The organism is Halomonas sp. CSM-2 (assembly GCF_002119345.1).
Classification (GTDB): Bacteria; Pseudomonadota; Gammaproteobacteria; order Pseudomonadales; family Halomonadaceae; genus Vreelandella; species Vreelandella janggokensis.
In genome coordinates this window covers 126,031-149,348 of the sequence record NZ_NBYR01000011.1, presented here as the reverse complement: position 1 = coordinate 149,348, position 23,318 = coordinate 126,031, and the positions used below count along the sequence as shown (strand labels likewise).

At 59.5% G+C, this 23,318-nt stretch carries 30 protein-coding genes and 3 tRNA genes; 9 read left to right on the top strand and 24 right to left on the bottom strand.

Annotation, left to right across the window (positions count from 1 at the left end):
- Positions 1-10 precede the first annotated feature (10 nt).
- Positions 11-697 (bottom strand): type 1 glutamine amidotransferase, encoded by a 687-nt coding sequence (locus tag B7L15_RS11510; RefSeq protein ID WP_085919114.1) that lies wholly within the window; start codon positions 695-697, stop codon positions 11-13.
- Between the two features lie 119 nt (positions 698-816).
- Between B7L15_RS11510 and B7L15_RS11505 the strand changes: the two genes are divergently transcribed.
- Complete coding sequence (locus B7L15_RS11505) at positions 817-1,416, top strand: YjaG family protein (protein ID WP_066319837.1); 600 nt, start codon at positions 817-819, stop codon at positions 1,414-1,416.
- 39 nt (positions 1,417-1,455) lie between these two features.
- On the opposite strand, the gene hisF is transcribed toward B7L15_RS11505, so the two are convergent.
- The 4 genes from hisF to hisB are packed head-to-tail and all read right to left on the bottom strand — an operon-like array spanning position 1,456 to position 4,229.
- A complete protein-coding gene (hisF, locus tag B7L15_RS11500; RefSeq protein ID WP_085919113.1) occupies positions 1,456-2,229 on the bottom strand; it encodes an imidazole glycerol phosphate synthase subunit HisF in 774 nt (257 codons plus the stop codon).
- Positions 2,226-2,972 (bottom strand): 1-(5-phosphoribosyl)-5-[(5-phosphoribosylamino)methylideneamino]imidazole-4-carboxamide isomerase, encoded by a 747-nt coding sequence (gene hisA, locus B7L15_RS11495; protein WP_085919112.1) that lies wholly within the window; start codon positions 2,970-2,972, stop codon positions 2,226-2,228. Before hisA ends, hisF begins: the two co-directional genes overlap by 4 nt.
- Before the next feature lie 11 nt (positions 2,973-2,983).
- Complete coding sequence (gene hisH, locus B7L15_RS11490; protein WP_066319841.1) at positions 2,984-3,625, bottom strand: imidazole glycerol phosphate synthase subunit HisH; 642 nt, start codon at positions 3,623-3,625, stop codon at positions 2,984-2,986.
- A 10-nt stretch (positions 3,626-3,635) separates the two neighbouring features.
- On the bottom strand, positions 3,636-4,229 hold the full coding sequence (hisB, locus tag B7L15_RS11485; protein WP_085919111.1) for an imidazoleglycerol-phosphate dehydratase HisB: 594 nt from the start codon (positions 4,227-4,229) through the stop codon (positions 3,636-3,638).
- Positions 4,230-4,431: 202 nt separating this feature from the next.
- Here hisB and B7L15_RS11480 point away from each other — a divergent pair, with 202 nt between their 5' ends.
- The 7 genes from B7L15_RS11480 (at position 4,432) to B7L15_RS11450 (ending at position 9,078) form a co-directional block, all read left to right on the top strand.
- Complete coding sequence (locus B7L15_RS11480) at positions 4,432-4,902, top strand: GNAT family N-acetyltransferase (protein ID WP_085919110.1); 471 nt, start codon at positions 4,432-4,434, stop codon at positions 4,900-4,902.
- A gap of 23 nt (positions 4,903-4,925) precedes the next feature.
- On the top strand, positions 4,926-7,262 hold the full coding sequence (locus B7L15_RS11475) for an AsmA family protein (protein WP_085919109.1): 2,337 nt from the start codon (positions 4,926-4,928) through the stop codon (positions 7,260-7,262).
- Between the two features lie 80 nt (positions 7,263-7,342).
- Complete coding sequence (mutY, locus tag B7L15_RS11470; protein WP_085919108.1) at positions 7,343-8,437, top strand: A/G-specific adenine glycosylase; 1,095 nt, start codon at positions 7,343-7,345, stop codon at positions 8,435-8,437.
- Positions 8,438-8,470: 33 nt separating this feature from the next.
- Positions 8,471-8,749: an oxidative damage protection protein gene (locus B7L15_RS11465; protein WP_085919107.1), complete on the top strand. Its 279-nt coding sequence runs from the start codon at positions 8,471-8,473 to the stop codon at positions 8,747-8,749.
- A gap of 78 nt (positions 8,750-8,827) precedes the next feature.
- Positions 8,828-8,903: transfer RNA gene (locus B7L15_RS11460), tRNA-Phe, on the top strand.
- A gap of 6 nt (positions 8,904-8,909) precedes the next feature.
- Positions 8,910-8,984, top strand: a tRNA-Gln gene (locus tag B7L15_RS11455).
- A gap of 18 nt (positions 8,985-9,002) precedes the next feature.
- Positions 9,003-9,078, top strand: a tRNA-Thr gene (locus tag B7L15_RS11450).
- Between the two features lie 237 nt (positions 9,079-9,315).
- On the opposite strand, the gene B7L15_RS11445 is transcribed toward B7L15_RS11450, so the two are convergent.
- The 11 genes from B7L15_RS11445 to B7L15_RS11400 form a co-directional block, all read right to left on the bottom strand.
- Positions 9,316-10,107: a DNA adenine methylase gene (locus tag B7L15_RS11445; protein WP_085919106.1), complete on the bottom strand. Its 792-nt coding sequence runs from the start codon at positions 10,105-10,107 to the stop codon at positions 9,316-9,318.
- Complete coding sequence (locus B7L15_RS19975) at positions 10,100-10,252, bottom strand: Com family DNA-binding transcriptional regulator (RefSeq protein ID WP_139839369.1); 153 nt, start codon at positions 10,250-10,252, stop codon at positions 10,100-10,102. The genes B7L15_RS11445 and B7L15_RS19975 overlap by 8 nt, the downstream gene beginning before the upstream one ends.
- A gap of 151 nt (positions 10,253-10,403) precedes the next feature.
- Complete coding sequence (locus B7L15_RS11435; RefSeq protein ID WP_176243676.1) at positions 10,404-10,970, bottom strand: tail fiber assembly protein; 567 nt, start codon at positions 10,968-10,970, stop codon at positions 10,404-10,406.
- A 15-nt stretch (positions 10,971-10,985) separates the two neighbouring features.
- Positions 10,986-11,906 carry a gp53-like domain-containing protein gene (locus B7L15_RS11430; RefSeq protein WP_085919103.1) on the bottom strand — a complete coding sequence of 307 codons (921 nt, stop codon included), beginning with the start codon at positions 11,904-11,906 and terminating at the stop codon, positions 10,986-10,988.
- Positions 11,900-12,496: a YmfQ family protein gene (locus B7L15_RS11425; protein WP_085919102.1), complete on the bottom strand. Its 597-nt coding sequence runs from the start codon at positions 12,494-12,496 to the stop codon at positions 11,900-11,902. The genes B7L15_RS11430 and B7L15_RS11425 overlap by 7 nt, the downstream gene beginning before the upstream one ends.
- The gene (locus tag B7L15_RS11420; RefSeq protein ID WP_176243675.1) at positions 12,487-13,545 is read right to left on the bottom strand and encodes a baseplate J/gp47 family protein; all 1,059 of its coding nucleotides are present in this window, start codon (positions 13,543-13,545) and stop codon (positions 12,487-12,489) included. The genes B7L15_RS11425 and B7L15_RS11420 overlap by 10 nt, the downstream gene beginning before the upstream one ends.
- Before the next feature lies 1 nt (position 13,546).
- The gene (locus B7L15_RS11415; protein ID WP_085919100.1) at positions 13,547-13,984 is read right to left on the bottom strand and encodes a phage GP46 family protein; all 438 of its coding nucleotides are present in this window, start codon (positions 13,982-13,984) and stop codon (positions 13,547-13,549) included.
- Positions 13,984-14,571, bottom strand: a complete 588-nt coding sequence (locus B7L15_RS11410; RefSeq protein ID WP_085919099.1) for a phage baseplate assembly protein V — start codon at positions 14,569-14,571, stop codon at positions 13,984-13,986. Before B7L15_RS11410 ends, B7L15_RS11415 begins: the two co-directional genes overlap by 1 nt.
- Positions 14,565-15,500 carry a phage baseplate assembly protein gene (locus B7L15_RS11405; RefSeq protein WP_085919098.1) on the bottom strand — a complete coding sequence of 312 codons (936 nt, stop codon included), beginning with the start codon at positions 15,498-15,500 and terminating at the stop codon, positions 14,565-14,567. The genes B7L15_RS11410 and B7L15_RS11405 overlap by 7 nt, the downstream gene beginning before the upstream one ends.
- Positions 15,440-15,616 (bottom strand): phage baseplate assembly protein, encoded by a 177-nt coding sequence (locus tag B7L15_RS19970; RefSeq protein WP_369596860.1) that lies wholly within the window; start codon positions 15,614-15,616, stop codon positions 15,440-15,442. The genes B7L15_RS11405 and B7L15_RS19970 overlap by 61 nt, the downstream gene beginning before the upstream one ends.
- A complete protein-coding gene (locus B7L15_RS11400; RefSeq protein WP_085919097.1) occupies positions 15,609-16,772 on the bottom strand; it encodes a DNA circularization protein in 1,164 nt (387 codons plus the stop codon). Before B7L15_RS11400 ends, B7L15_RS19970 begins: the two co-directional genes overlap by 8 nt.
- 35 nt (positions 16,773-16,807) lie before the next feature.
- On the opposite strand from B7L15_RS11400, the gene B7L15_RS11395 reads away from it, so the two are divergent.
- Positions 16,808-17,278 (top strand): hypothetical protein, encoded by a 471-nt coding sequence (locus tag B7L15_RS11395; protein WP_085919096.1) that lies wholly within the window; start codon positions 16,808-16,810, stop codon positions 17,276-17,278.
- Positions 17,279-17,280: 2 nt separating this feature from the next.
- Here B7L15_RS11395 and B7L15_RS11390 read toward each other — a convergent pair whose 3' ends face one another.
- The 8 genes from B7L15_RS11390 to B7L15_RS11355 all read right to left on the bottom strand — a co-directional run bounded on the left by B7L15_RS11390 (position 17,281) and on the right by B7L15_RS11355 (position 23,308).
- A complete protein-coding gene (locus tag B7L15_RS11390) occupies positions 17,281-19,152 on the bottom strand; it encodes a phage tail tape measure protein (protein WP_085919095.1) in 1,872 nt (623 codons plus the stop codon).
- 65 nt (positions 19,153-19,217) lie between these two features.
- Positions 19,218-19,655, bottom strand: a complete 438-nt coding sequence (locus B7L15_RS11385; protein ID WP_139839368.1) for a phage tail assembly protein — start codon at positions 19,653-19,655, stop codon at positions 19,218-19,220.
- Positions 19,655-20,005 (bottom strand): phage tail tube protein, encoded by a 351-nt coding sequence (locus tag B7L15_RS11380; protein WP_085919094.1) that lies wholly within the window; start codon positions 20,003-20,005, stop codon positions 19,655-19,657. The genes B7L15_RS11385 and B7L15_RS11380 overlap by 1 nt, the downstream gene beginning before the upstream one ends.
- Positions 20,006-20,041: 36 nt before the next feature.
- The gene (locus tag B7L15_RS11375) at positions 20,042-21,520 is read right to left on the bottom strand and encodes a phage tail sheath subtilisin-like domain-containing protein (RefSeq protein ID WP_085919093.1); all 1,479 of its coding nucleotides are present in this window, start codon (positions 21,518-21,520) and stop codon (positions 20,042-20,044) included.
- Entirely contained in the window at positions 21,517-21,762 is a 246-nt protein-coding gene (locus tag B7L15_RS11370) for a DUF2635 domain-containing protein (protein ID WP_085919092.1), read from the bottom strand. Before B7L15_RS11370 ends, B7L15_RS11375 begins: the two co-directional genes overlap by 4 nt.
- Before the next feature lie 2 nt (positions 21,763-21,764).
- Entirely contained in the window at positions 21,765-22,328 is a 564-nt protein-coding gene (locus tag B7L15_RS11365; RefSeq protein WP_085919091.1) for a phage protein Gp37, read from the bottom strand.
- A complete protein-coding gene (locus B7L15_RS11360) occupies positions 22,328-22,741 on the bottom strand; it encodes a gp436 family protein (protein ID WP_085919090.1) in 414 nt (137 codons plus the stop codon). The genes B7L15_RS11365 and B7L15_RS11360 overlap by 1 nt, the downstream gene beginning before the upstream one ends.
- A gap of 3 nt (positions 22,742-22,744) precedes the next feature.
- Positions 22,745-23,308: a hypothetical protein gene (locus B7L15_RS11355; protein WP_085919089.1), complete on the bottom strand. Its 564-nt coding sequence runs from the start codon at positions 23,306-23,308 to the stop codon at positions 22,745-22,747.
- Positions 23,309-23,318 lie beyond the last annotated feature (10 nt).

Genomic DNA, 23,318 nt, shown 5'->3' with positions numbered 1-23,318 from the left:
ATCGAGATGGTTAGAGCGATGCGGGGCGAAGCCACTGACTCAGCAAGCGGTCAAGCAGTGCCGCCAGTGTGTCAAAGCGCTTGGGGCTCTGGCGTATATCCGCCTCGGTCTGCAGGAAGTCGCGGCGTTCTGCCTCGAGAGGATGGCGCGCCAATAGCGGCTCGATACTTTCTTGAGTGACTTCAAGGTGGCATAGCAGCCCGACCACGCGGCCTGCGTCCCAACTGAAGCCCTGAAGCGGTGCCGCTTCGCTCCCCCCACAGGGTAAGGCATCATCGGGTAGGCTGAAGACATAGCGATGCCACATGAAGGCATCGAACTGCTCGGGCAGGTCGATGGGACTTTCCGGTGCCAGGTGGATGGTGTGCCAGCCTGATTCGGGGTAGGTGCCGAGGGCGACCACGCTGCCGAGCGCGTCGGCGATCCATAACGCTCCCAGGCCAATACCCAGTAAAGGCTTCTGGCCATCCAGATAGCGATTAATCAGCTTGTTTTCGGCCTTGAACCAGGCCGGTGGCTGTTCGATGAAGCGGTCTGGCCCGTCCAGAACGATAAGGGCGTCACTATCGCTGGCGCGTGGGACCAACTCATGATCATAGAGATGAAAAATGGTGAAGCTGTGCCCCATACTGGTTAGCCAGTCGGTTAATCGGGCGGGTCCATGGTCAGGGCCGTGCTGTAGCAGATGAATATGCATGGTAATCTCCTCGCCGGCCTTGCGGCAATTTGCCAACAGAGGCTGCCGACACGATGGCGACGATAACGTATTGTCCGGCGTTCACCAATAACTTGAGTCACTCAATCCAGGAATAGCGTATGGCGTCCACCAATCCCCCCGGCTTTTATCAACGGCTACAACAGTTGCCGCTAGCCGCTCAGCAAGCATTTATGGCCGCACTCTGTGAGCGACTACTGCCCAACTATGCGCTTTATGAACAGACCACCGGGCATGGCGATGGGCATACGCTGCGGGCGGTGCTCAACCTGGTCTGGGAGCGCCTCAGCGTGCCCGGCGCGAGCATCGATTTTGCCCGTCAGGCAGAAAAACTGGCCGAATGTGAGCCGCCCGAAGGCGACGAAAGCTTTGGCGCGCGTCGGGCTCTGGATGCGGTCGTGTCGATATCGGCATTGCTGGATACGCTGCAGGGCGAGTCGCCGGAAGCCGTGCTGGATGTCAGCCGCACCTCACGCGCCGGAGTACGCGCCTTTATCGAGCTGACCGAAGGCGAAGAAGACGCCAACGCGCTGGCGCTTCTCATCCGTGACCATCCATTGACGGAAGACGAAAATAACTTCCAGGACGCTGTTTTAGAAGAAGTGTCGCAGCCGCTGACCAAAGACACCCTGAAAGATATTCGCCAGCTTGGCCGTAATGGCGGCGTCAGTAACCTGGGATTATCGCTGGACGAGGCATAACGCTGGACGCCGCCGGACAAGTCGACGGCTTTGAGCGGGTCACAAGCGCATGTCGATACCGCGTTCGGCCATGTAACGCTTCGCTTCAGGAATGGTGTATTCACCGAAGTGGAAAATGCTGGCGGCCAAGACGGCGTCAGCGCCGCCTTTCAGTACCCCGTCAACGAGGTGGTCCAAGTTGCCTACCCCGCCCGACGCAATCACCGGCACGCTGACCGCTTCTGCAATCGCGTGGGTCACCCCCAGGTCAAAGCCTGACTTGGTGCCGTCGCGGTCCATGCTGGTGAGCAGTAGCTCGCCTGCACCGAGGTCCACCATCTTTTTTGCCCACTCGATGGCATCCAGCCCTGTCGGGCGGCGTCCACCGTGGGTGAAAATCTCCCAGCGTGGCGGTTCACCCTCGCCGGATACCTTTTTGGCATCAATGGCCACCACAATGCATTGACTGCCGAAGCGCTCAGCCGCCTCAAAGACGAAGTCGGGGTTGGTGACCGCTGCCGTGTTGATGGAGACTTTATCGGCGCCGGCATTCAGCATGGTGCGAATATCGTCGCAGCTGCGGATACCGCCGCCCACGGTAAGCGGAATAAACACTTCCCCCGCAATACGCTCCACCATTTCCACCGTGGTGGCGCGGTCTTCATGGCTCGCGGTGATGTCCAGAAAGGTGATCTCATCGGCGCCCTGCTGGTTGTAGCGCTTGGCGATTTCCACCGGGTCACCGGCATCGCGGATACCCACGAAATTCACGCCTTTGACCACCCTGCCTGCATCGACATCCAGGCAGGGAATAATGCGTTTGGCGAGACTCATTTACGGCCTCCCGTCAGTTGATCGCTCAGGCGCTGGGCGTCGGCAAGGTCCAGGCTGCCTTCATAAATAGCGCGTCCGGTGATGGCGCCCAGGATGCCGCTATCAGCGACCTTGCAAAGGGCTTGGATATCGTCAAGATTAGTCACACCACCTGAGGCGATGACCGGTAGGCCGCCTTCTCGGGCAAGCTCCGCAGTCGCCTCGATATTGACGCCTTGCATCATGCCGTCTCGGGCGATGTCGGTGTAAACAATGCTCGATACACCGTCGTCGGCGAAGCGTTTGGCCAGATCGGTGGCCTTGAGCGTGGAGACCTCTGCCCAGCCGTCGGTGGCCACAAAGCCTTCCTTTGCATCGAGACCGACAATGATATGGCCCGGGAAAGCGCGGCACATATCAGTGACGAAATCCGGCTCTTTCACCGCTTTGGTGCCGATGATGACATAAGAAACGCCTGCCTTGAGGTAGTGCTCAATGGTCTCGGCCGAGCGGATGCCGCCGCCAATCTGAATGGGGAGGTCCGGATAAGCCCGCGCAATGGCCGTCACTGCGTCGCCATTGACCGGCTTGCCTTCAAACGCACCGTTCAAATCCACCAGATGCAGGCGGCGTGCCCCCGCTTCCACCCAACGGGCGGCCATGGCAACGGGGTCATCGCCATAGGAGGTGGCATCGTCCATTCGGCCTTGCTTCAAACGGACACACTGGCCGTCTTTGAGATCAATCGCGGGAATTACCAACATAACCAAACCTCTTAAGGCGTCCAGGTGACAAAGTTTTCCAGCAGGCGTAGACCCGCGCGGGCACTTTTCTCGGGGTGAAACTGCACGGCGAAGGTGCTGTCGCGGCCGATGGCGACATGAGCATTCACACTGCCATAGTCCGTTGTACCGAATACGTGAGCGTCATCCGCCGCTTCCACATAGTAGCTATGCACAAAGTAGAAATGTTCATGCTGCTCGATGCCTTCCCATAGCGGGTGCGGCTGACGCTGATGTAACAAGTTCCAGCCCATATGTGGCACTTTCAAGCGCTGGTCGTGCTGGTCGCGCATGGTGGCGGGAAAGCGCTTCACGTTGCCAGGGAAAAAGCCCAGACAATCAACGCCACCGTTTTCGTCACTGCGTTCCAACAGCATCTGCTGGCCTACGCAGATACCCAAAAGCGGCTTGGCCTGGCGCGTCAGGATGTCGTCGACCAATCCGCGTAGTTCAGTCCGCTCCAGTTCGCCGACGCAATCGCGGATCGCCCCCTGGCCAGGCAAGACCAGCCGGGTGGCCCCTAAAATGCGTCGTGGGTCACGGGTAATGACCACGTTTTCATGAGTAACATGCTCGAGTGCCTTGGCGACCGAGTGCAGATTACCCATGCCATAGTCGATGACAGCGATGGTCATTAAGCGCTCCTTATAAGCTTCCCTTGGTCGAGGGCATTTGCCCTGCCATGCGCGGATCTTCGCTAACCGCCATGCGCAGTGCCCGGCCGAAGGCTTTGAAAATGGTCTCGACCTGGTGGTGAGCGTTCAGGCCCTTCAGGTTATCGATGTGCAACGTAACACGTGCATGATTGACGAATCCTTGGAAAAACTCGGCAACCAGTTGGGTTTCGAAGTGGCCGATGGTGTCGCGTGTAAAGTCTGCCTTCATATACAAACCGGGGCGACCCGAGAAATCCACCACGACACGGGATAATGCTTCATCCAGCGGGACATAGGCATGGCCGTAGCGATAAATGCCGCGCTTGTCGCCCACGGCTTCGGCAAATGCCTGGCCAAGCGTGATGCCCAAATCCTCAACGGTGTGGTGGTCATCGATGTGCAGGTCGCCCTTGGCATTGATGTCGAGGTCTATCATGCCATGACGTGCTATCTGGTCGAGCATGTGATCGAGAAACGGTACGCCGGACTGTCCAGACAGGTGACCTTCGCCGTCAAGGTTGACGCTGACGCTGATCTGCGTTTCGTTGGTGTCACGGCTTACCGTGGCGATTCGCGCTGACATCATGCAACTCCTGCGCTGTTGCGCACTCTAGAAGAAAGCCGATGGCCCAAATGAACATACCACCGAGCGAGAAGGATAAAGCCTTCTGCAAAGCGGCCATTATAGTGAATCGGTGCCCCCATCCGCTACAATGCTTAAAAGGTAACCGCCTTCCATTGTGAAGAAAAAGCAGCCTTGCTGCGTTGGTGAAGAGGAATACTCCATGCCGGTGACACTGCATTACGTCGACCAAGCCCGGTGGCAAGCCGATGAGCAAGTGCGCCTTGATCTGATACGCATCTATTATGATGCGCCACAGGACCGAATGCCCAGCCAAACGGTCGAGCCTTTTATCGAGCAGCATTTGCAGCAGCATTTTTTCGGCTGCGCCCATTTCAATGACCGCTTATTGGGGGCTGTCGCGATCAAACAGGGTCAAGACGGTGCCTGGTGGCTATCAGATTTGTGTGTTCGCAAGACTACCCGGCGCCGGGGCGTAGGGTCCCGTTTGATGGCGTTACTCGGTGAAAAAGCCAAGCAGGATGGGCGTGTCTTGCGCATCGCCACGTCGTCGCTACCGTTGGCCGACCGCGTCTTGTTGTCAAAACTGGGGTACCGGCCTGTCGCAAATACTGAAAAGCCGTCTTTAGAGGCCCCGGTAACCAGCGATTTTGTTGAATTAGACCCTCGTTGAATTAAACCCACAAGGAAAGGGTAATGAGACAATTATTACGCATTGTACTCGCTGCAATTGGTATTTTGGCGATTGTGGCTGTCGCGGCTGTCGTGTACGTAACGACATTTTTAGACCCGGAGGACTTTAAGCCTCGCCTCACTGCCGTGGTCGAAGAACAAACAGGACTGAACCTGGATCTGGATGGACCGATCAACTGGTCGTTTTATCCGCGTATTGGCGTCAGCGTAGAGACGGCCAATGCCAGGCTTCCCAGTCAAGATGAAGAAGACACGGCGTTTGCGGCGGTCGACCGTGCCGAGGTCAGCGTCGCTTTTGCGCCCTTGTTACGCGGTGAAATAGCCGTTGATGGCTTGACCCTGAACGGCGTGCGTTTAAATCTGCAGCGCAATGCCGACGGCGAGGGCAACTGGGAGCCGCTTCTGGACAGGCTTGTAGAGCAAAGCGAAGAAGCCGAAACCGTGCTGGCGCCAGCGAGTGCGGGTCCCAACGTGGATGCTGGCAGCCTGGAAGTCGTGTTGAGTATTGCCAATGTCAATATCAGCGGGGCCAATATCCGTTTCCGGGATGAGCAGGCCCAAGCGCTGTGGCATGTGCGAGACCTGAATGTCTCTGGTAGTAACGTCAATCCTGTTCGTGCCTTTCCGCTTAAGGCCATGTTCACCTTGACAAAGCACAATAACCTGGACGCTGAGGCATTGGAGCGAGCGCCCAATATATCAAGCGATATCGGCCTTGAAACACGCATGCAACTTGGCTTGTCAGAACAGAAGTTTGTGCTGGAAAACACCCAACTTAGTACGCGCACACGGTTTGAGGCTGAAGGCGAACCGCAGCAGTTCGACGTATCAGCGACTGAAGCCATTGTCCGGCTCGCTGAGCAGCAACTGAGCATTCGCGATGGAAAGCTGGAAACCACTCTTCGCCATCCGGAAAACTGGGATGGTGGGCTGGCGCTGGCGCTTGCGTTTGGTCTGGATGGAGACTGGCAGGCGCAAACCGCACGGTTAAAAGAACTGCAACTGACCGGGCCTGATAACCTGCGTGTCAGCGGTCACCTTAACGTGTCGCAATTCCGCGATGCGCCGGAATACCAAGGTCAGTTAACCGTCGCGCCATTCACCTTGCGCCCGTGGTTGGCTCGGTCGGGTGTGGTGCTTGAGACGGCAAGTGAAGCGGCACTCAGCGATGTTGCCATGACCAGCCCCATTGAAGGGGACTTGCAGAAAGTATCGCTACCCAGCCTCTCGCTGGTAGTGGATGACAGTACTTTTACTGGCAATATCGCGTCGCGACTGGACGGGTCGCGTGTCGACTTTGACCTTCAAGGTGACGTGCTCAACCTGGACCGTTATCTGCCGCGCCAAGAAACCGAACAGCAAGCAAGCTTGGAGGTTATCAAGGCCGCCGTTGCCGACGGCCCGGCTGAGCTCCTGCCCCAGGCGTGGTTGGCGTCGTCAAGCGTGAATGGCAGCCTGAATATCGAGTCGCTTGAGCTGGCGGGCATGGCGTTCAGCGATGCGCGCCTCCAGATGCAGGGCGATCAGGGGCTGCATCAGCTAAGCAATTTTGAAGCGGGCTTTTACGAAGGCGAATTGACCGCGAGCGGGCGCATAGACGCCACTCAGGATGAACTGCAGTGGGCGCTTTCACCCACCATGCAAAATGTTCAGGTAGCGCCGCTTATCGAGACGTTGAGCGAGGGTGATGAGGCGTCTCCGCTGAGGGGGCGACTTAATCTGAGCGGAGATCTCACAACGCGCGGTAATCAGCGCGAGGCATTGCTGCGCCACCTGAATGGCGACCTGAAGGCCCGGTTAACGGAGGGCGCCATTCTCGACATTAATGTCTCTCAAGAGATGTGCGAGCTTGCTGCCCGGCTGGAAGGCGAGGAAGTCCAGCGTGACTGGTCAAGCGATACCGCCTTCGATGAGTTTGCCGCAACGCTGCAGATTCGAGACGGCGTGGTGCGCAGCGACGATTTGATCATCACCGTGCCGGGGATCGAGGTAAAGGGCGAGGGCGAATACGACCTCACCAGCCAACGGTTTGATACGCATGCCAATGCCGGGCTTGTGGATACCGCAGATGCCGCGTGCGATGTGAATCCCCGTCTTGAAGCACTGCCGTTGCCATTGCGTTGCGAGGGCCATATCAGCGACGCCCGTGGCGAGTGGTGTCGTTTTGATCGTGATGCTTTTCAGGGTGCTGTTGTCGAGCTCATTCAGGAAGAAGCCGGTGGGCAGGTAAGCAAAGCCCTTGAGGAACGCCTGGGCGAATCGCTTGATTCACTTGACGAACGTCTGGGTGAAGGCAGTGGCAATGCCTTGCGTGAGGGGCTGCAGCGTTTATTTGATTAGTGGCCATCAGCCCGAACAGCGCCGGTCTTGAATCGGCGCTGTTTTTTTATATCAGCGCAATGCTTGATTAAGGAGTTTGCATGACGGACATGCCCGCGCCGCGGCTGGCCGCTGAGGTGTTTCAACAGCGTTTGCTAGACTGGTTTGACCGCTACGGTCGCCATGATCTGCCCTGGCAATCACCGCGCAGCGCCTACCGCGTTTGGGTCTCTGAAATCATGCTGCAACAGACCCAGGTGGCCACGGTCATTGCCTATTTTGAGCGCTTTATGGCGCGTTTTCCGACGCTGGAGGCACTGGCCGAGGCGCCTCAGGATGAAGTGCTACACCTGTGGACCGGGCTAGGTTACTACGCCCGAGCGCGTAATCTGCATAAAGCCGCGCAAGTGGCGCTTGAGGCCCACAACGGGGAACTACCCACCGACAGCGTCGAGGGGCTCATGGCGCTGCCTGGCATCGGCCGTTCGACGGCGGGAGCGATTATCGCCCAGAGCACCGGGCGGCGTGCTGCTATCCTGGATGGCAACGTCAAGCGTTCGCTGACGCGCTTGCATGCGGTGGCGGGCTGGCCGGGTAAATCTGCCGTCGAACGCAAACTGTGGGCCCTCGCTGACTACTACACGCCCGATTCCCGCGTGGCGGATTACACCCAGGCCATGATGGATTTTGGTGCCACGCTATGTAAGCGCAGTACCCCGCTTTGCGGGCATTGTCCTTTCAATGATGTCTGCCTGGCCTACGCGCAAGGCGAGACCAAGCGCTATCCTGAATCCAAGCCCAAGAAACCCTTACCCACGCGGGAAACCATCATGTTGATGCTTTACGACCCAGACGGACGGGTGTGGCTTGAGCAACGTCCGGCAAGCGGGCTTTGGGGTGGGCTTTGGAGCCTGCCGCAGTTTGACAGCCAAAGCCAACTGGCCTCATGGTTGGATGACCATGTGCTGGGGCCTGAGCGTTTGCCACCTCTGGCCTGTTTTCAGCATACCTTCAGTCATTTTCGTCTGGCGATTACCCCGCAGCCAGTCAGTTGCGATAGGCTGAAGGGCGTGCGCGAAGGAGGTGTCTGGTACGACCCCAGCCAACCGGCTGAGCTCGGCCTGGCCGCCCCCGTAAAGTCGCTGATCAATCAACTTACCCCTTTCACACTGACGTCGACGCCAGGGCACGCTTGACCCTGAGTAGCCGCTAAGTCTAGGAGCCATCTCATGCCGCAGACCGTATTTTGCCGCAAGTATCAACAAGAGCTGGAAGCCCTGCCATTTCCACCCCTGCCGGGGAAGCAGGGCCAGGAAATCCAGGCAACCGTTTCCAAGCAGGCCTGGGAAGACTGGCAGGCATTGCAAACGCGCTTGATCAATGAAAAACACCTCAACATGTTAGACCCCGAGGCTCGCGCCTACCTGATGGAGCAGATGCAGCGCTTTTTCGATAACCAGGAAACCGACCAGGCCGAAGGTTACGTGCCGCCGACACAAGCCACATAACTTGCCGACAAAACGGAAAGTTTTATAAAGGAGTTGACGAAAAGCCGAGATTCTTGTTTAATACGCACCGTTGGCAGCGGCCAGATAGCTCAGTCGGTAGAGCAGGGGATTGAAAATCCCCGTGTCGGCGGTTCGATTCCGTCTCTGGCCACCACACTGCTGGGGTATCGCCAAGTGGTAAGGCACCGCTTTTTGGTAGCGGCATTCCCAGGTTCGAATCCTGGTACCCCAGCCATTGCCGACTTTACGTGTAGCCGACATAGCTCAGTTGGTAGAGCAACTGACTTGTAATCAGTAGGTCCCGGGTTCGACTCCTGGTGTCGGCACCACTAAAAAGTGGTTTAAAACTAGCACGTTAAAGAATTTTAAAAGGCCGCCTTCTAGGGCGGCTTTTTTGTGGGTGTCTACAAAGTGTCCACAGCGTAGACATTGCCAATGGGATGGCTTGGCGGCTTGTTTCATCCGCCCGTTGGTGTAACCGCGCGCCGCATTTGGCACTTTCTTGCGCCGCATTTGGCACAGCGCTATAGCTGGTAAAACACTCGCCTTTGCATTTCCTTTGGCACTTAAAACAAGCCTGCCGGTTCGTCCTCAACATCCCAACTGAAGATCAGCACCTCTTTGGCGTCTGAGCCTTTGCCGCCGCCGACGGTGTAGCGTATATCGGTGGTTTCGATGTGGTAGTCCGCGAAGATCCGGCGGATGTCTGGGTGGTCGTTGAGGCTGATGATGGCCTTGCCTTTGAGCTTGGCTAGCATGCTCGCCATTTCCTCGTACTGTTCTATGCCAAAGGGTACCCCATATCCCTCCGTCTGCCAGTAGGGTGGGTCCATATAAAAGAGGGTATGTGGTCGGTCATAACGTTCGATGCAATCCTGCCAGCTTAGGTGCTCTATAAAGGTGCTTGATAGGCGCAAGTGCGCCGCTGATAGCGTCTCCTCCAGGCGCAGCAGGTTTAAGCCTGGCGTCGTGGTGGTAGCGGTGCCAAAGCTCTGGCCTTCAATGCGGGCCCCGAAGGCGTTTTGCTGTAGGTAGTAGAAGCGGGCTGCCCGTTGGATGTCAGTGAGCGTTTCAGGCCGTGTCATCTTCAGCCACTCGAACACCTGGCGGCTTGAGAGTGCCCATTTAAACTGCCTTACGAACTCTTCCAGATGGTTCTGCACTACGCGGTATAGGTTCACCAAGTCACCGTTTACATCGTTGAGTACTTCCACCTCGGCAGGAGATGGGCGCAGGAAGAAAAGCGCGGCCCCTCCTGCGAAGGGCTCTACGTAGCACTGGTGCGGCGGCATTAGTGGGAAAATACGGTCAGCGAGACGGCGCTTGCCGCCCATCCAGGGAATGATTGGGTTAGCCACGAGGCATCTCCTTTGGTGGTTTGGAGCTCGTGGCTCTCTGCTGGTTTAAGTGCTTACAACGCGGGCACTTGATTTCAATGAATTGATAGTCGCTGGCGGTGGCCAGCTTGCGGCTGCACTGTTTACAACGGATTTCAGTTAACACTCTGTCAAGCCTATAACGAATCTAACGTTTAGCTTAGACTCTCTAACGCCTCGCGAGGCGGGGGAGTCTTGGCCGACTTGCAGGTGTGTGCTGCTTGTTGGTGTCCACTGTTGGTGTTACCGCACCTTCGGTGGTCACTCCCTTCTACGTTTTATTCAGCGTTGCTCCATTCGATGGCTTCCAGGCCTTCCCGATCCTCGGCCTCCAGGGCTGCGGCAATATCGTCCTCCAGCCGCTGTCGCTTGCCAGCGACGCTTGTAGCTAAGGTTCGGTACTGGTCCGCCTTTTCGATGACCTTCGGCGCTAAATACTTTACCGTCACCCCGCGTGCCTCGGCGATTCCGGTTAGCGTCGGGGTTGGCGCCGTGTTGTCAGCTGTCCAGGCGCGGGCTTCATCTTCTTGATCTCCCCATGTTTCCCGTTCGAAATCGGGGTATAGACTACGTATGTCTGCGACCGCACGTGCAGCAGCCGAATCGATCTCACCGCGCTTTTTGGCGGCGAGAGTGTCGAGATCGTCCGGCGGGATCGGCACCCATGACGGGCGGCCTTTTTCATCGGCGCCGCGCTGCATTCCGTCGGGTGGCTGGCTCTGACCGTAAGTTTTCCATTCGGCGTCAGTAACTTTGATCGCGTCAACTGGCCAGGACCCGTTCGCTTGATAAGTGCTACGCATATTAGTCGGGTAAAATGCTTTTTTCGTTGCGCTATAGTGCATTTTTTTAACTCTCATTTATCGGCCGATCGAGATGATTAATCCGGTGTAATTAGTCGAGTAATACATTGTGATTGCTTCTTGTGTTGCGTTTCTATAGAGCGCCGTTCCGGCTGACGTTCCCGAAGTTGATGCCTGCATGAGCGCTGAACGATAGTGAGCCTCCGGAAAAGGTATCGGGAATTGTGATGTGCGTTCTCCTGCGCTTCCTGCTTGATTTAACCACTGAAAAATAAAGCCACCCATCCAACTAGGTAATGCCAGATAACCATCGCTGCCCGCGCTAAACGAGACACCCCAGCGCATTTTTTTCGGCGTTACCACTGTCGCGTCATCGTCTCCCGCATCTACAAGGGCTTGGGTTGCGACCTTTAGCATGCCCTGGAGAGTTTCAGAAGCGACCGGCTCTGATCGCTTCCAGTCGGCTTCACCGTCAGACTCAATATTGCGGCTATCGCCCACGACAATGCTTAAGTTTTCTTCAGCTTCAATCGTGTCGGTGTCATCCGGTGTAATTGTGACTGCGTTGGCATTCGCGGTGTCGGTGCGCACTATTCGATAGCTAACGCCAGGATTACTAACGGCACTGGGCAGAGTGATTGAAACGGCTCCGCTGGTCGCATCGATCAGCACTAGCCCAGCGTCGGCAACTGTCAACGCCTTTGGGGAGCCGGATGCGGTGATCGTTGTCACATTACGAGCCGTGAGGCGCGTGAGTGCGCTAACAACCTGATCTAGTTCCTGATGATCGGGCGTTAGACCAGCCTCTACGACGACACGTCGTAGGCTTTCGGTAATCATGTGGTACCAGTACGGGCCTGGGATCGTTGCGGGTACACCCTGGGCGGGATTACCACCGGTGGGGTAGCCGATGCTCGGGTCAGTGGGTGGCTGGGGAGCCGAGTCCGAGGTGTTGCGTTGATAGACACGATCTACCATGAGGTTTGCTCTCCATAGGCGAAGATGAGGATGGAATGGGCCGGGGCGAGCCGCTCGAATACGCATTCGAGGCGCTCATTGCCCCAGGTGGCCAGGGCTTCGTTGACGCCGCTGTTAACGGTCAGCGCTCGCACGGTCTCTTCGGCGGCGCGGATGGTCCAAGCCCAGCGCCAATCGATGCTGCGTATCGGCTCGCTGACGTCACTGCCGACGGTGTGGGCGGTGTAGTCCTCGACCTCGATGTCGTAGCCGAGGTCGGCTGCGAGGCCGATAAAGTAGGGTCGTGACGCGCCACCGGTGCCGGTGAGTACGCGCACCACGGCGTCTTGCCGTTCGCTGACGGTTTGCTCGCCAATAACGCACGGATCGGGCATGGCGGTGACGCGCTCCCAATCGGGCAGCAGCTCCGAGGTGGTACGCGGATCGGCCTCCTCATGCAGTGACGCCGCGCGCCCGTCCACGCGGGAAAACGCTCCCGCTCGGGCCTGGGTGAGCCGCTGCCATTGGCTGTCTGTCTCGCGTGGTAACGCGCGGCCTGGCGGCGTTAGCGCATTGAGTTGATCGGCATAATCGTCGCGGGTTAGAGCCATGAGATTGCTCCGCGCACGGGGATGTCGTTAACGCCGTGGGTGACATCGGCTGAGGGGCTATCCAGCTCATGGCGGCTGTCACCGGCGGCGACGTAGATAACGCCCGATAGCTGCTCGCGGTAGAGCGTGCCGCCCGGTTCGGCGGTTTGGCCGAGGAAGTCATCCAGCGCAGCCTGCACACGGCTGCGTGCTGCGGCAGTGTCTGGTGTGAGGCGAATAGCCAGCTTCAAGGGTGAAGCCTCGGGGGCAACGGCATAGAAGCCGCGTGCCGTTACCGGACGAACGTCATCAACGTACTCATCCACCGCTTCAACCACGGCGGCGGTAGGGATTATGTCGGCTAGATCGTCGCACACGAAGCGCACGGTCACCTCGCCGATGTCGGGCTGGTGGCGAGAGACCCAGACGCGGGTAATGTCCGGGTGGGCTTCGCGTACCCACATGATGTAGTCGTCTGCATTGCCGCCGTGAGGCTGGCGCTGGATGCGCTCCAACAGCCGTTCGCGCAGGCGGTCGTCGCGCTCTTGCTCGGCCCCGCCGGTAAGGCCGTCACCACCCACGGTGGCTTCGCCGTCGATGCCGCTGACGGCGCGCACCAGGCGTAGGGTCTCACCGGCGGCCAAGTTGGCTTCATCACCGGCATCAACGGCGGTCACATCGCCGGTCACTTCGCCGCTTTCGTCCAGGGTAACGGTGCTATCAAGCGTGTAGCGTATGCCGTCTTTCTCGAATTCCTCACCCGCCAGCAGTTGCGCCTCCGGGTTACCGGTAAGCAATACCGGGCCGGTGGCCGCGACTTCGCCTTGGCGGTAGATGCGCCAAATGCTTGCCCAGCGTTCTAGCCATTCGGCCTCGGCGGTGTCGATAATCAGCTGCTTTGACAGCCAGGCGAGATAGCCATAAAGGCCATGCACCGCACCGGCATCCACATCGGCAATCACGCGCAGCATGGCGCGGCGTAGTGCCGGGTTGGCGTCGGAGAGCCGCCCGCGCATGTCGGCGCGGATCTGTTCAGCCAGCTCGGTTAGTGTTGGGGATTGCCAGGGCATATTAACTCCACACGTACTGGTAACGGTCGGCGAGGCGGCTGCCATCGCCTCGCTTGATGATCACTTTTAGCCAGAGCACGTCGCGGTCGAGGGTCTCGGCGGTGACGTCTATCTCGGTCGCCACGCCATCCTCCAGCAACCAGGCGAGCGCCTCGCGGGCGTAGGCCTCGGCGCGGCGGCGCACTTCCGGCAGTTCTTTTTCGCGGCCTAGCAGCCAAAGGCGGCTGCCCCATTTATCGCCCTCGGTATCGGCGATGGCATCGGCCCACCAGCCGCGCCGGTTATCGGTGCCGTCGGGGATGATGTCGTCTGGCTCGGCGCGCCGATCGCACAGCAGCGAGAGCGCTACGGCAGTGCGCAGGCCGTCGTCGGTGGCCAGGTCGCCGTCGATCAAGGCGACGTCCAACGCCTGGTCAAGCCAATCCAGGGTGATATCCATCAGCTCATCTCCTGGTTGGGTTTGTTGGTGGTACCACCGCTATCGCCTGGGTGATTGTGGCCGTTGTAGGTATCGCGCATGCCCTGCATGCTGCCAGTGCCGTCGCTGATATCGCCCTGGGCTTTGATGTTGCCGGTGGCGAAAACATCCGGGGTGGCCAGGGTGATTGAAGTGCTTGCGGTGATCGTCACCTTGGGAGCAGTAACCTCGACCGCTGAACCGGCGTTTAAACGCACGATGCGGCCGCGGTTAAACACCAGCTCATCGCCTTCATCGGTGTAGAGCGCGACTTCACCTTCGGCTAGCCCTTTCTTGCGATAGCGGCGGTCGGTGGCCAGCAGCGCGACCAGGTGGCCACGGGCACCACCTACAGCAGCGGCGATGGCTTCGGCCCCTTGCAGCGGGCGAGCTGTGAAGCCGTAGGGCTCGATATGTTCTACCTCGCGGGTTTCATCACGCAGCAGGTCGAGCTGGAGAATTTGCAGCCCTTTGGCACTGTCGGTGCGGGTGACCACGGCGCGGCTGATCAACAGGCGCAGCCGACGCCACAGCGGGCTGAGCAGCTTGGTTGTCTCGCGGCCTACCATACGTCGCTCTCCCGTTCCGGTTCTTGTGCGGCTTCAATGTCGTAGCTACTCAACGGGGCAACGCGGATCTCCGCACGTTCGCCGCGCTCATCGAGCAGCAGCTGCACTTCTGTAATCAACCATTCAACGGGCTCATCGAACATCCACTTATCACGAATCGGTACCAGGTCACCGGGCCGCCATAGGCCTTCTTGATGACGCCAGCCCGCCACGGTGTAAGTAATGCCGCGTGATTTACCCCAACGGCGTCGCACTTCCCACTCGGCGCGCTGGCGGCAACTGGCAGAGTCGGTGCTGGTATCGCAGAGCACCAGCGTGGGCCGGTGGCGTTTGATGCCGTCATCTTTGGCACGGCCAGAGGCGCCACTGGCCGGGGCACCATACCAAGTGTCATCGGCAGCCCCTTGGCCCTGGACGATCACCTCGCCGAAGCGGTCACGGTCGGAAAACCGGCCACGCGCGATGCGGATGTTTTCGCCCAGGGCAAGCTCGGTTTTCAGCGTGGCGCGTGGCGGGCGGGTGATCACCAGGCGACCTTGCTCATCGGCGACTAATAACAGGGCGCGGTAGCTGGCGATCTGTATCAATGCCTCGCCGTAGGTTTGCCCCGGCTCGACTTCCAGCGCCCTAAGCGGCGCGCCGACGTCGACCTCTGCTATGACTTCAATGTTGAACGGCTCAGCTACGCGCCGGGCGACTTGCAGCACGGTTTGGCCGGTTGACCAGGGCTGGGCGGTGCTGGATGAATCGACCAGGTCGGCGGTTTTGGAGCGACCCGAGACGACCAGGCTGTGCGAGCGGGCGTCGTAGCTGGGTAGTACGTCGTCAATATGGCCAGTGATTACTGGCTCGCCGTCGATCTCTACGACTACCGGTTGGCCAGTGCGCAAGCGGCGCGGCTCGACGGTGGTGCCGTCGCGGTCGGCCACTTCTCGGAGAGCACCAGCTCGAAACCATCAGCCATCTCATCCAATGAGCGGCGTATCTGGATTTCCTTCCAGCCCAGGTGGCGGGTGCCGTCGACGATTAGCGCGAGTTCACTCACTCAGCACCTCCAAACGCTCGGCAGGAACATCACCAGGGTGGCGCACGCGGTTGCGGCTAATGATGTCACCGTCGCGGCGTGCGTCGCCGTAGAGGCGGTGGGCCAGCACCAAGGCAGGCAGGCGCGCACCGGGGGTGTAGTACTTGAGGGACGGCAGCGCGGTACCGCGACGGCGGAGATCCTGCACGGCAGCGGCGCGCAAGCTCACCAGGCGTTGGGTGGTTTGCGGCAGTGGCGGCACGCTGCCGCTGATTTGTTCGGTAATGCCCAGATGCACCGCTTCCAATGTTTCGGTGGCGGCTTCTCGCGTGGGGTAGCGCCATTCGGCACTAGCTGCGGCTAGCTCGACCGCTGCCGCGCGGCGCACCAAGGCAACGGCGGCATTCTGGGCGCGTATCTGGGTGGCTTGCGGTGCCGGTGCGCTCAGTGGCACTGTGGCTACCTGGCCGTTATTAGTGCCAAACATCGCGCGATAAACACCCAGCGCACGGCCAGGCTCGCCGAACATGTTCTTGATCTGGCCAATGCTGGAAAGAATCGCCGCACCCAACTCAGCGGGGGTACGTATCAAGCGGCTGATGGTGCCGGTGACACCGCCTATGATGCCTTCGATCTCACTGATCGCGCCCAGGATCGTGGCCTCAATGGCCTCGACGCGGTCAACGGCCAGCTCAAAGATTTCGTACGCGGCGATGAATTCATCCAGAATCGCCAGGCGTGACGACTCAGCGGCGGCACCTACTACTTGTTGGGTATCCGCCACGGCCAGTGGGTAGCGCGGGGCATCGTCGGCGCGCACGACGGTCAGCGTCACACGGGCCATGCCGCCTTCGCGGGTGCTTTCCGTGATGCGTGGGTCGCCGGTCAGCACCACGCGATGGGTGCCGTAGTAGCTGTGGCGCATTTCAAACGCGCCGGGCAGCTCCAGGGCTTCGGCGAGCTGGTTGCGCTGGATGTCGTATTCTTCGCCCAGCAAATAGCCGGTAACTTGCCACTCACGCGCTTTGCGGCCCATGTCTTCCACGTAGGGCTCATCGCGCAGCGGGTATTCATGCACCTGCACCCGGCGGCCGGGGCTGATCGAGACTTTCTCCAGGAACAAAGTGACACCGCGAAACACGGCAATACCATCGCCGATTCGATCACGCCAGCTCATTGGGCTACACTCCGTTGACGCAAGGGAGAAGAAAAATGAAGAAATCGATGTTGATTGGTGCCGGTTTTGCAGCTGCTATTGGCTTGCAATTTGCGGGTGGCGTAATCGGTGATTCCCTCACTGAAGGGGATGACAGCGACACTTTTGTGATTGATATGCAGTATGCGAGTGAGGCAACCGAGGATCAGCGCCAAGGTGCCAAGACTGCATTGAAGAACTTTATCGACACCTGTCCTCATGTTGATGGTGTCTTTAAAAGCCGAATAACCGAGCCTGAAGTTAGGCTTATCGACTCTATGTCCTACCGCGAAGATAAATATGGCTGGCCATGGGAGGTGCACCTCCAGTTCATCGTCGATAACGATGGCCGTACTGCCAGCGGCCATACCCTGGACTATTACATTTGGACAGACGGATGGGTTGTGCAAAAAGCACAAGGAGCGGAATTTTGCGGTCAGCAACCTGAGCACATGAAAGAAACATATGTTGGTTTTGAGAAGAGCTAAACTCACGGCCACGTCCCCCAGTTACCTAGATCCACATCAATCTCCGGCCCACCCTGACCCCGCTCGGCGCTGGTAGATGTCACTCGCCCGTCTTGATCAACGAATATTCGCAGTACGCTTTCCGAGGTTTCGCGGAAGGTATCGACTGAATTGCGCCCATACTCCATCACGGCTTGCTTAGCCGTTTCTCTGGCCAGCTCTACGTAGTTGCCGATCCTGCCGCCGGTTTCGGTACGCTCTACGGCGTCTTCGATAATCGCGCCAATACTCTGTGCGGCCAGCACCGTGCTAACGGCCGGAATAGCCAGCCTAGCGTTGGCGCCATTCATACCCACTTTAGAGGCCGCGTTGATTGCATTGGCCGATAGCGTGGGCCGTTGTGATGGTTGAGGGCGTGGCGCTGGGTTATTGCCGCCGGTGCGCGTATTGGGCGGGGTATAGCCGCCGCCTTTGCGGGTGGTACGGTTTGTAGAGCCACCGCCAGGGCCACGGCCGCCAGGCATGGTGCCCATATTAGTGACGAATACTGGCACCGGGGCGAGGCTGCTCGCTGCACCCGCAATGCCGCCGCTAGTGCTGCGGCGGCCTAATAAGGCACCTGCACCACGTCTATAATCGATGGCTAGTTTGCCAAGAGAGCGAAGCGCGTAGAGGCCACCAATACCACCAGCGGCCATGCCTGCAATCTGCAACCAGCGGTCGACGGTCTCTTGATCCAGGCTGTTCAGCGCATCGGCGGCAGATTGGATGTACTCGGTCAGGTTGGAATCCGCGAAGTTTTGCCAGGCGCTGGAGAGGTTGCGCATTGAACCGGCAGCGGTGTCGGCGGCGCGGGCGGAATCGGCCACGGTAGTGGCGCCGTCACCCTGTACTTGAAAGAAGCGACCCATGCTCTCCACTGAACCAGTACGGTTGTATTCACCCATCAAAGACCTGAAAGCCTTCAATGCTTCAGAATCGGGAAATGCATCCGACATCCTAGAGGCACGACCATCGGCGGCCTCAACAAGCTCTACCATTAGTTCGTTGATCGGGCGCAAAACTTCTCGACCTTCTTTTAAAGCTTCAGGGTCAAAAATTTGCACACCGCTTTTACGTGTTATCTCACCCGCCTTCTCAGCGTTTGAGAAAGTTCGCAAAAGTGCTTCAAATGCTGTAGCGGCTTCCTCAGAACTACCCGTACCTTGCCGGATGACCTGAAGCGCCGCGCCCATCTCGCGTATAGCTTCTGGCCCTTGGCGCCCCAAGGCGGTATAGGCGGTGACCACGCGAGGGCCTAGCGATGCCAGGTTCTGCAACGTGAAGGCACCGGCCTTGCCCTGTTCGTTTAGGGTGTCGATGGATTGCAGCACCGCATCCATGCCGCGTATATCCATCTTTTGGAACTCGGCGAGGATCTCGCCGATGTTGCCGCCTTCAGCGCCGGTCGCGGAGATGGCCATAGCGATATTGCGGATGTTCTCTCTGGCAAATTCGAGGTCGCCGGTCTTCTCGACGATGGCCTCGATAGCCCCGGTGATTTGTGAAGGGTCAACGCGAATGTCCGGCTCGCGTGCGGTCTCGAAAATCTGGCGGCGCAGCTCTTCCATTTCCTCTGCGCTGCGTTGGGATTGAATGCCCAGGCGGGTGAAGCGTTCCTCCAGGTTGACCAGGTTGCGCACCGTGCCGAAACCAGCGGCACCGGTGGCCAGTGCCATCCAGCGGTTGCCGACTCGGTCGAGCTGGCGGCCAACACCGCCGGTGACGCGCTGCAAGCGGGTCATGTGGCGTTGGCCGTTGTTGGCCATGGTACGCATGGCCCCCTCGTAACGGCGTGATTGCCGTTCGAGGTTGCCACGCAGATCCATCACCACACTGGCGCGCAATTCGCTCATGTTAACTCCTTGCCTGATTCAAGTAGCAGAGCAAGCGTCGCAGCGTCATGCCGCGTTGCTCGGCTTCACTCCATCCCGTTCTTGACGCGATCGCCCACATCAGCCCCGTCAGATGCTGGGCGATCGCTATCGCCTCGCCCCCGCTGCGTCACTCCCTCCTGGGTCTGGGCAACGGCGGCGCCATCTAGCTGCTCGCTCTTGGCCAGTAGCAAGTTGAGGTCTTCGGGGTGGAGCCTATGCATCAGCTTGAGGTCCAGCGGGCCGGAGACGTCGCCGATGCTGACGATCTGGCGGCGCAGTACTTCAACGCCTACGCGGGAAGGGCTGACCACTAGCATGGGTTCGACGCCGTTCTGGGTCGGGACCATCATCAGCCGCTCGGCGGCTTCCTGTGCTTCGAGCACGTCGCCAGCGGTGGCTTCGCGCAGCTTCGCGTCTTTACAAACGGCCTCGCCGATCTTGAGGCCGTGGATCAGGGGTACGTCGATTCGTGTACCTGCCATTAGAGTCTCTCCACGCCCATGGCGCCCCAGTTGAGGCGGATGTTGCCGCCGGATAATTCGACGGTATCGGTCACCGCAGCCCGACGAAGCACGTAGCCGTCATTGGTATCGGTGGTAAAGATCACCGTGGCACCTTTGATACGGCTAAGTGCGATCAAGTCGGTATCGGCGGTATGGCGCACGGTAGTGGTGAGCGCGGGAGCTTCGGGACTCTCTCGGTAACCCTGGGGGCCGCGTGGGCCAACAATGAATTCACGGCTTACACCCCCAACGTTGAGGGTTGAGTCGACGTCGGTGAGCATCTCCGATCCGTCGACTTTCACCGTGGCCTTGCCTGTTAGTTGCGTCATGATTTACGCACTCCTTAAACGGCGGTTAATGGCCGCTTAGCGGCGGAATTGGGTTTGCATCGCGTGGATGCGGTACTGGCCAACGAGCTTGGGCGAGTCGATCACGTTGAGGCGCGCCGGGTTGTCGGGGTCGATGTTGACGGTGAGGCTGGCGGCATAGCCCTCGTAGTCCTGCGCCCAGCCGTTCTCTATAAAATCGCGGTAGAGATCGAGCAGCTCGGCCTTGCAGACATTGGGGGTCATGATCGGCTGGCCAGCACCGTAGAGCGCCGCGTCAGCGTCGGTGGCCAATTTGTGGCGCGGGTACTTGCTCAGGATGCGGCTGATCTGCTCATAACGGATGCGCTCCAATGTTTCGGGCGTCTGGATGTCCAGGTAGGCGTCCGACTCGATACCCGCTTCGTTGACCTGGTAGGTGGTGATCTCGCGGTTGATCTGCACCGTGCCGTCATCAGCCACCGTGAACGTGGCGATGCCATCGAACAGCAGCAGGTTGCGCTCGGCCTTGGTCCACTGGTCTTCCTTGAGCGGGCCGATCAGACCGGGCAGTGCCAGGTATTGCAGAGGACGGGCCGGGTCAATCGTTAGCGCACCGGCGGCGACCATCGCGTAGGTGACCGCCCATAGGTAGGTGGGGCTAACCGATTGACCGGTACCCATCACTGTCAGGTGCTCGCCATTGAGAGTGCTCCCGAAGGTGCTGGTCTCGCTAAGCGTGCCGCGGAACGCGCCGAAGGCACGGCTACCCGTTTGCACCATCGGCCCGAAACGGCGGGTCAGTTCGGTTTTCAGCTCACCCAGGTTGGCAGTGTCGGTGAAGGGGCATGCGATGTAGTGGTACCACTCATCACCCATGGCCGCGATCGCATCGCCAATGTCCGGGTTGCCATCGCCACCGCTGAGCTGGGTCAGGGTAAACGTCACGCCGTCCAGCCCACGCTCGCCTTTGGCGTTAAACACCAGGTGAATATCGTTGCCGGTTTCGCCTGCCCACTTGCAAACCACGTTGATCTTGGTGGCATCGGTGCCATCGACGGTGGCGGTAACCGGTACACGGCCTTCGTCGTTGACCGCATCGACCAGGGCCTGGGCAATTGTCTCGGCGCTGTCGCTTGCTTCCACTCCGGCGCGTACACGGTAGCCACCGATGTACAGCGCTAAGGTACCGCCGCGCAGGGCGGTACCCGCCACACCGATAGAGCCGCTGGCGGTAGTGCCCGCGACCAGGTCATCCAGCGCGAGGCCAATCGTTTCCATGTAGGGGTCGATCGCTAACGCTGCGCGCAGCATCTCAGCGAGCATGGAGCCGCGACCGTAGTAGCGGTCGGCCTGCTCGCCGCTGGTCACGCGGTCAGCGCTCAGGGCGTTTTTCTCGCCGCTTTCCAGCCGCTGGCCGATAACCAGCAGGCGGGTCTGCCATACGCCGCTGTTGGCCAGGCGGGCGTCGAACTCGATCAATACGCCTGGCGTGCGAAGCGCCGAGGGAATGTCGTTGAAGACACCAGAGGTAATCATTGGCTAGCCTCCTTATGCGTGGCATCCGGTTTTGCGCTAGCTTTGGCACGGCTGGTTTTCACCGGGGCCGGGGCGCGCACTAAGTCGCCATCGCGCAAGCGGCGGCGGATGTAGGGGGTATGCTCAACGTGCGCGCCCTCAGCGGGGATGGGCTTGCCGTTGCTTTCGCGGCGCACCAGCAGCACGCCCTGGTCGGGCTTTTTGGCATCGCGCAGGCGCGGTTTAACGTAAATGGATGGCACGGTTAGTCCTCCTGGGGTTGGGGTAGCTCGACGCGGCTCTCTGTGTCGGGATCGTCATCGCCGCCGACGTGGTGGGTGCCGGTGTATAGCTCGAAGGGGTAGAGGTCGTTGACGCTCAAGGCTCCTGGCCACAGCACTTTCAGTCGGAAGGCAGCCGCGTAAACAACAACGCCTTCTTTGTCGAAGTGATCGGCGTAGAGGTTGTCGATGCTCTCAAGCGTCAGGCTGCCCACATCAGGCACGGTGAGCGCATGCACGGCGGGCACCACGCGTTCGAGCAGTTCATAGGCACCCACTTGGCGGGTATTGCCCCGGCGGCGTTCGCGCTCGCCGCTGGCGTGGCCGGTCACCACGTACACCACGTAGCGGTTTTGAGTCGCGGGCTGGACCAGGTCGCCGTCACCGCGCGCGCCGCCCCAGGCGACAAACACGCCTGGCACTTTGCGTAGCGCTGCACGCAGGGTCTTTTGGTTCCATTTGCCTGGCAGGTCTTCGACGGTCTTTACGCGATCACCGAGCACCCGTTTGCAGCGGTCGATGATGGCGTCTTCGATCTTGGCCAGCATTAGAAGCCACCCCCGTTAAACACGCGGCGGCCGGTGTCCATCATGACGCTGCCAGCGCTTCCCGCTGCGCTTTCCGATGAGGCGATGCCGAGGCGCACTTCGCCCTTGGCGACGCTGCGTAGGAACTTCACCGCGTCGTTGTAGCGCTTGGTGACCTGCTCGGTGGCGCGGTCATCGGATAGCCGATAACGGGCGATGTCACAGGCGTAGGCGGTGATGATGCGCGGCACATTGGAAAGCGGCACGGTGTAGCCCGCTGCACTCACGTAGCCGTCGATCTCGCCGCTGGCGTCGGCAATAGCGCCCTGCACGACAGGGGTATCAATGGCCAAGCCGGTATCGTCGGAAGCGAGGTCAAGCAGCTCGTTCTCGCCAAAGCGCTCGATGAGGTCCGACTGAGTGCAGTAGGGCATGGGTTAGGCCTCCGGCTCGCTGAAACCTGCCACTGGAACCGTGCAGTCCATGACCTCTAGCGCAGGGTCGCTGCGTAGCTGCTTGAGCTGATCATCACTCAGAAGCTCAAGAGCGATGGCGGTGCCTTCGCGGTTGAAGCGATGACCAGCACGGCGGCGGCTTTTGACCCGGCGCTTTGTGCGCACCATCACGGCGTCAATTTCTGCCTCTTCGATAGGCGGCAGCGCGTTACCAGAGCCATCACCCGAGACGGTATTGCCCTGGATCTCGGCAGGCTGAGGTGCTGGTGTTGCCGCGCCTGCGTTAGCCTGGGCTTCCTGATCGGCGGTGGCCGCTCCGGCATCCGCCGGTGTTTGCGTTTCAGGTACCGGCTGAACTGCGGCCTCGTTCGCTTCCGGCGTGGTTTGCACAGCCGCTGCATCGGTGCTCGCTTTCGGGGCTTCCTGGTCAGTCTCCGGCGCGCTAGCTTCGGCTGGCGTTTCTGCTACCGACTCGGCTTTCGCCTCGGTCGGTTTTGCACGTGTAGGCTGCTTGGCCTTTGTCGTGGTGGTTTTACGTGTTGCCATGAGGATCTCC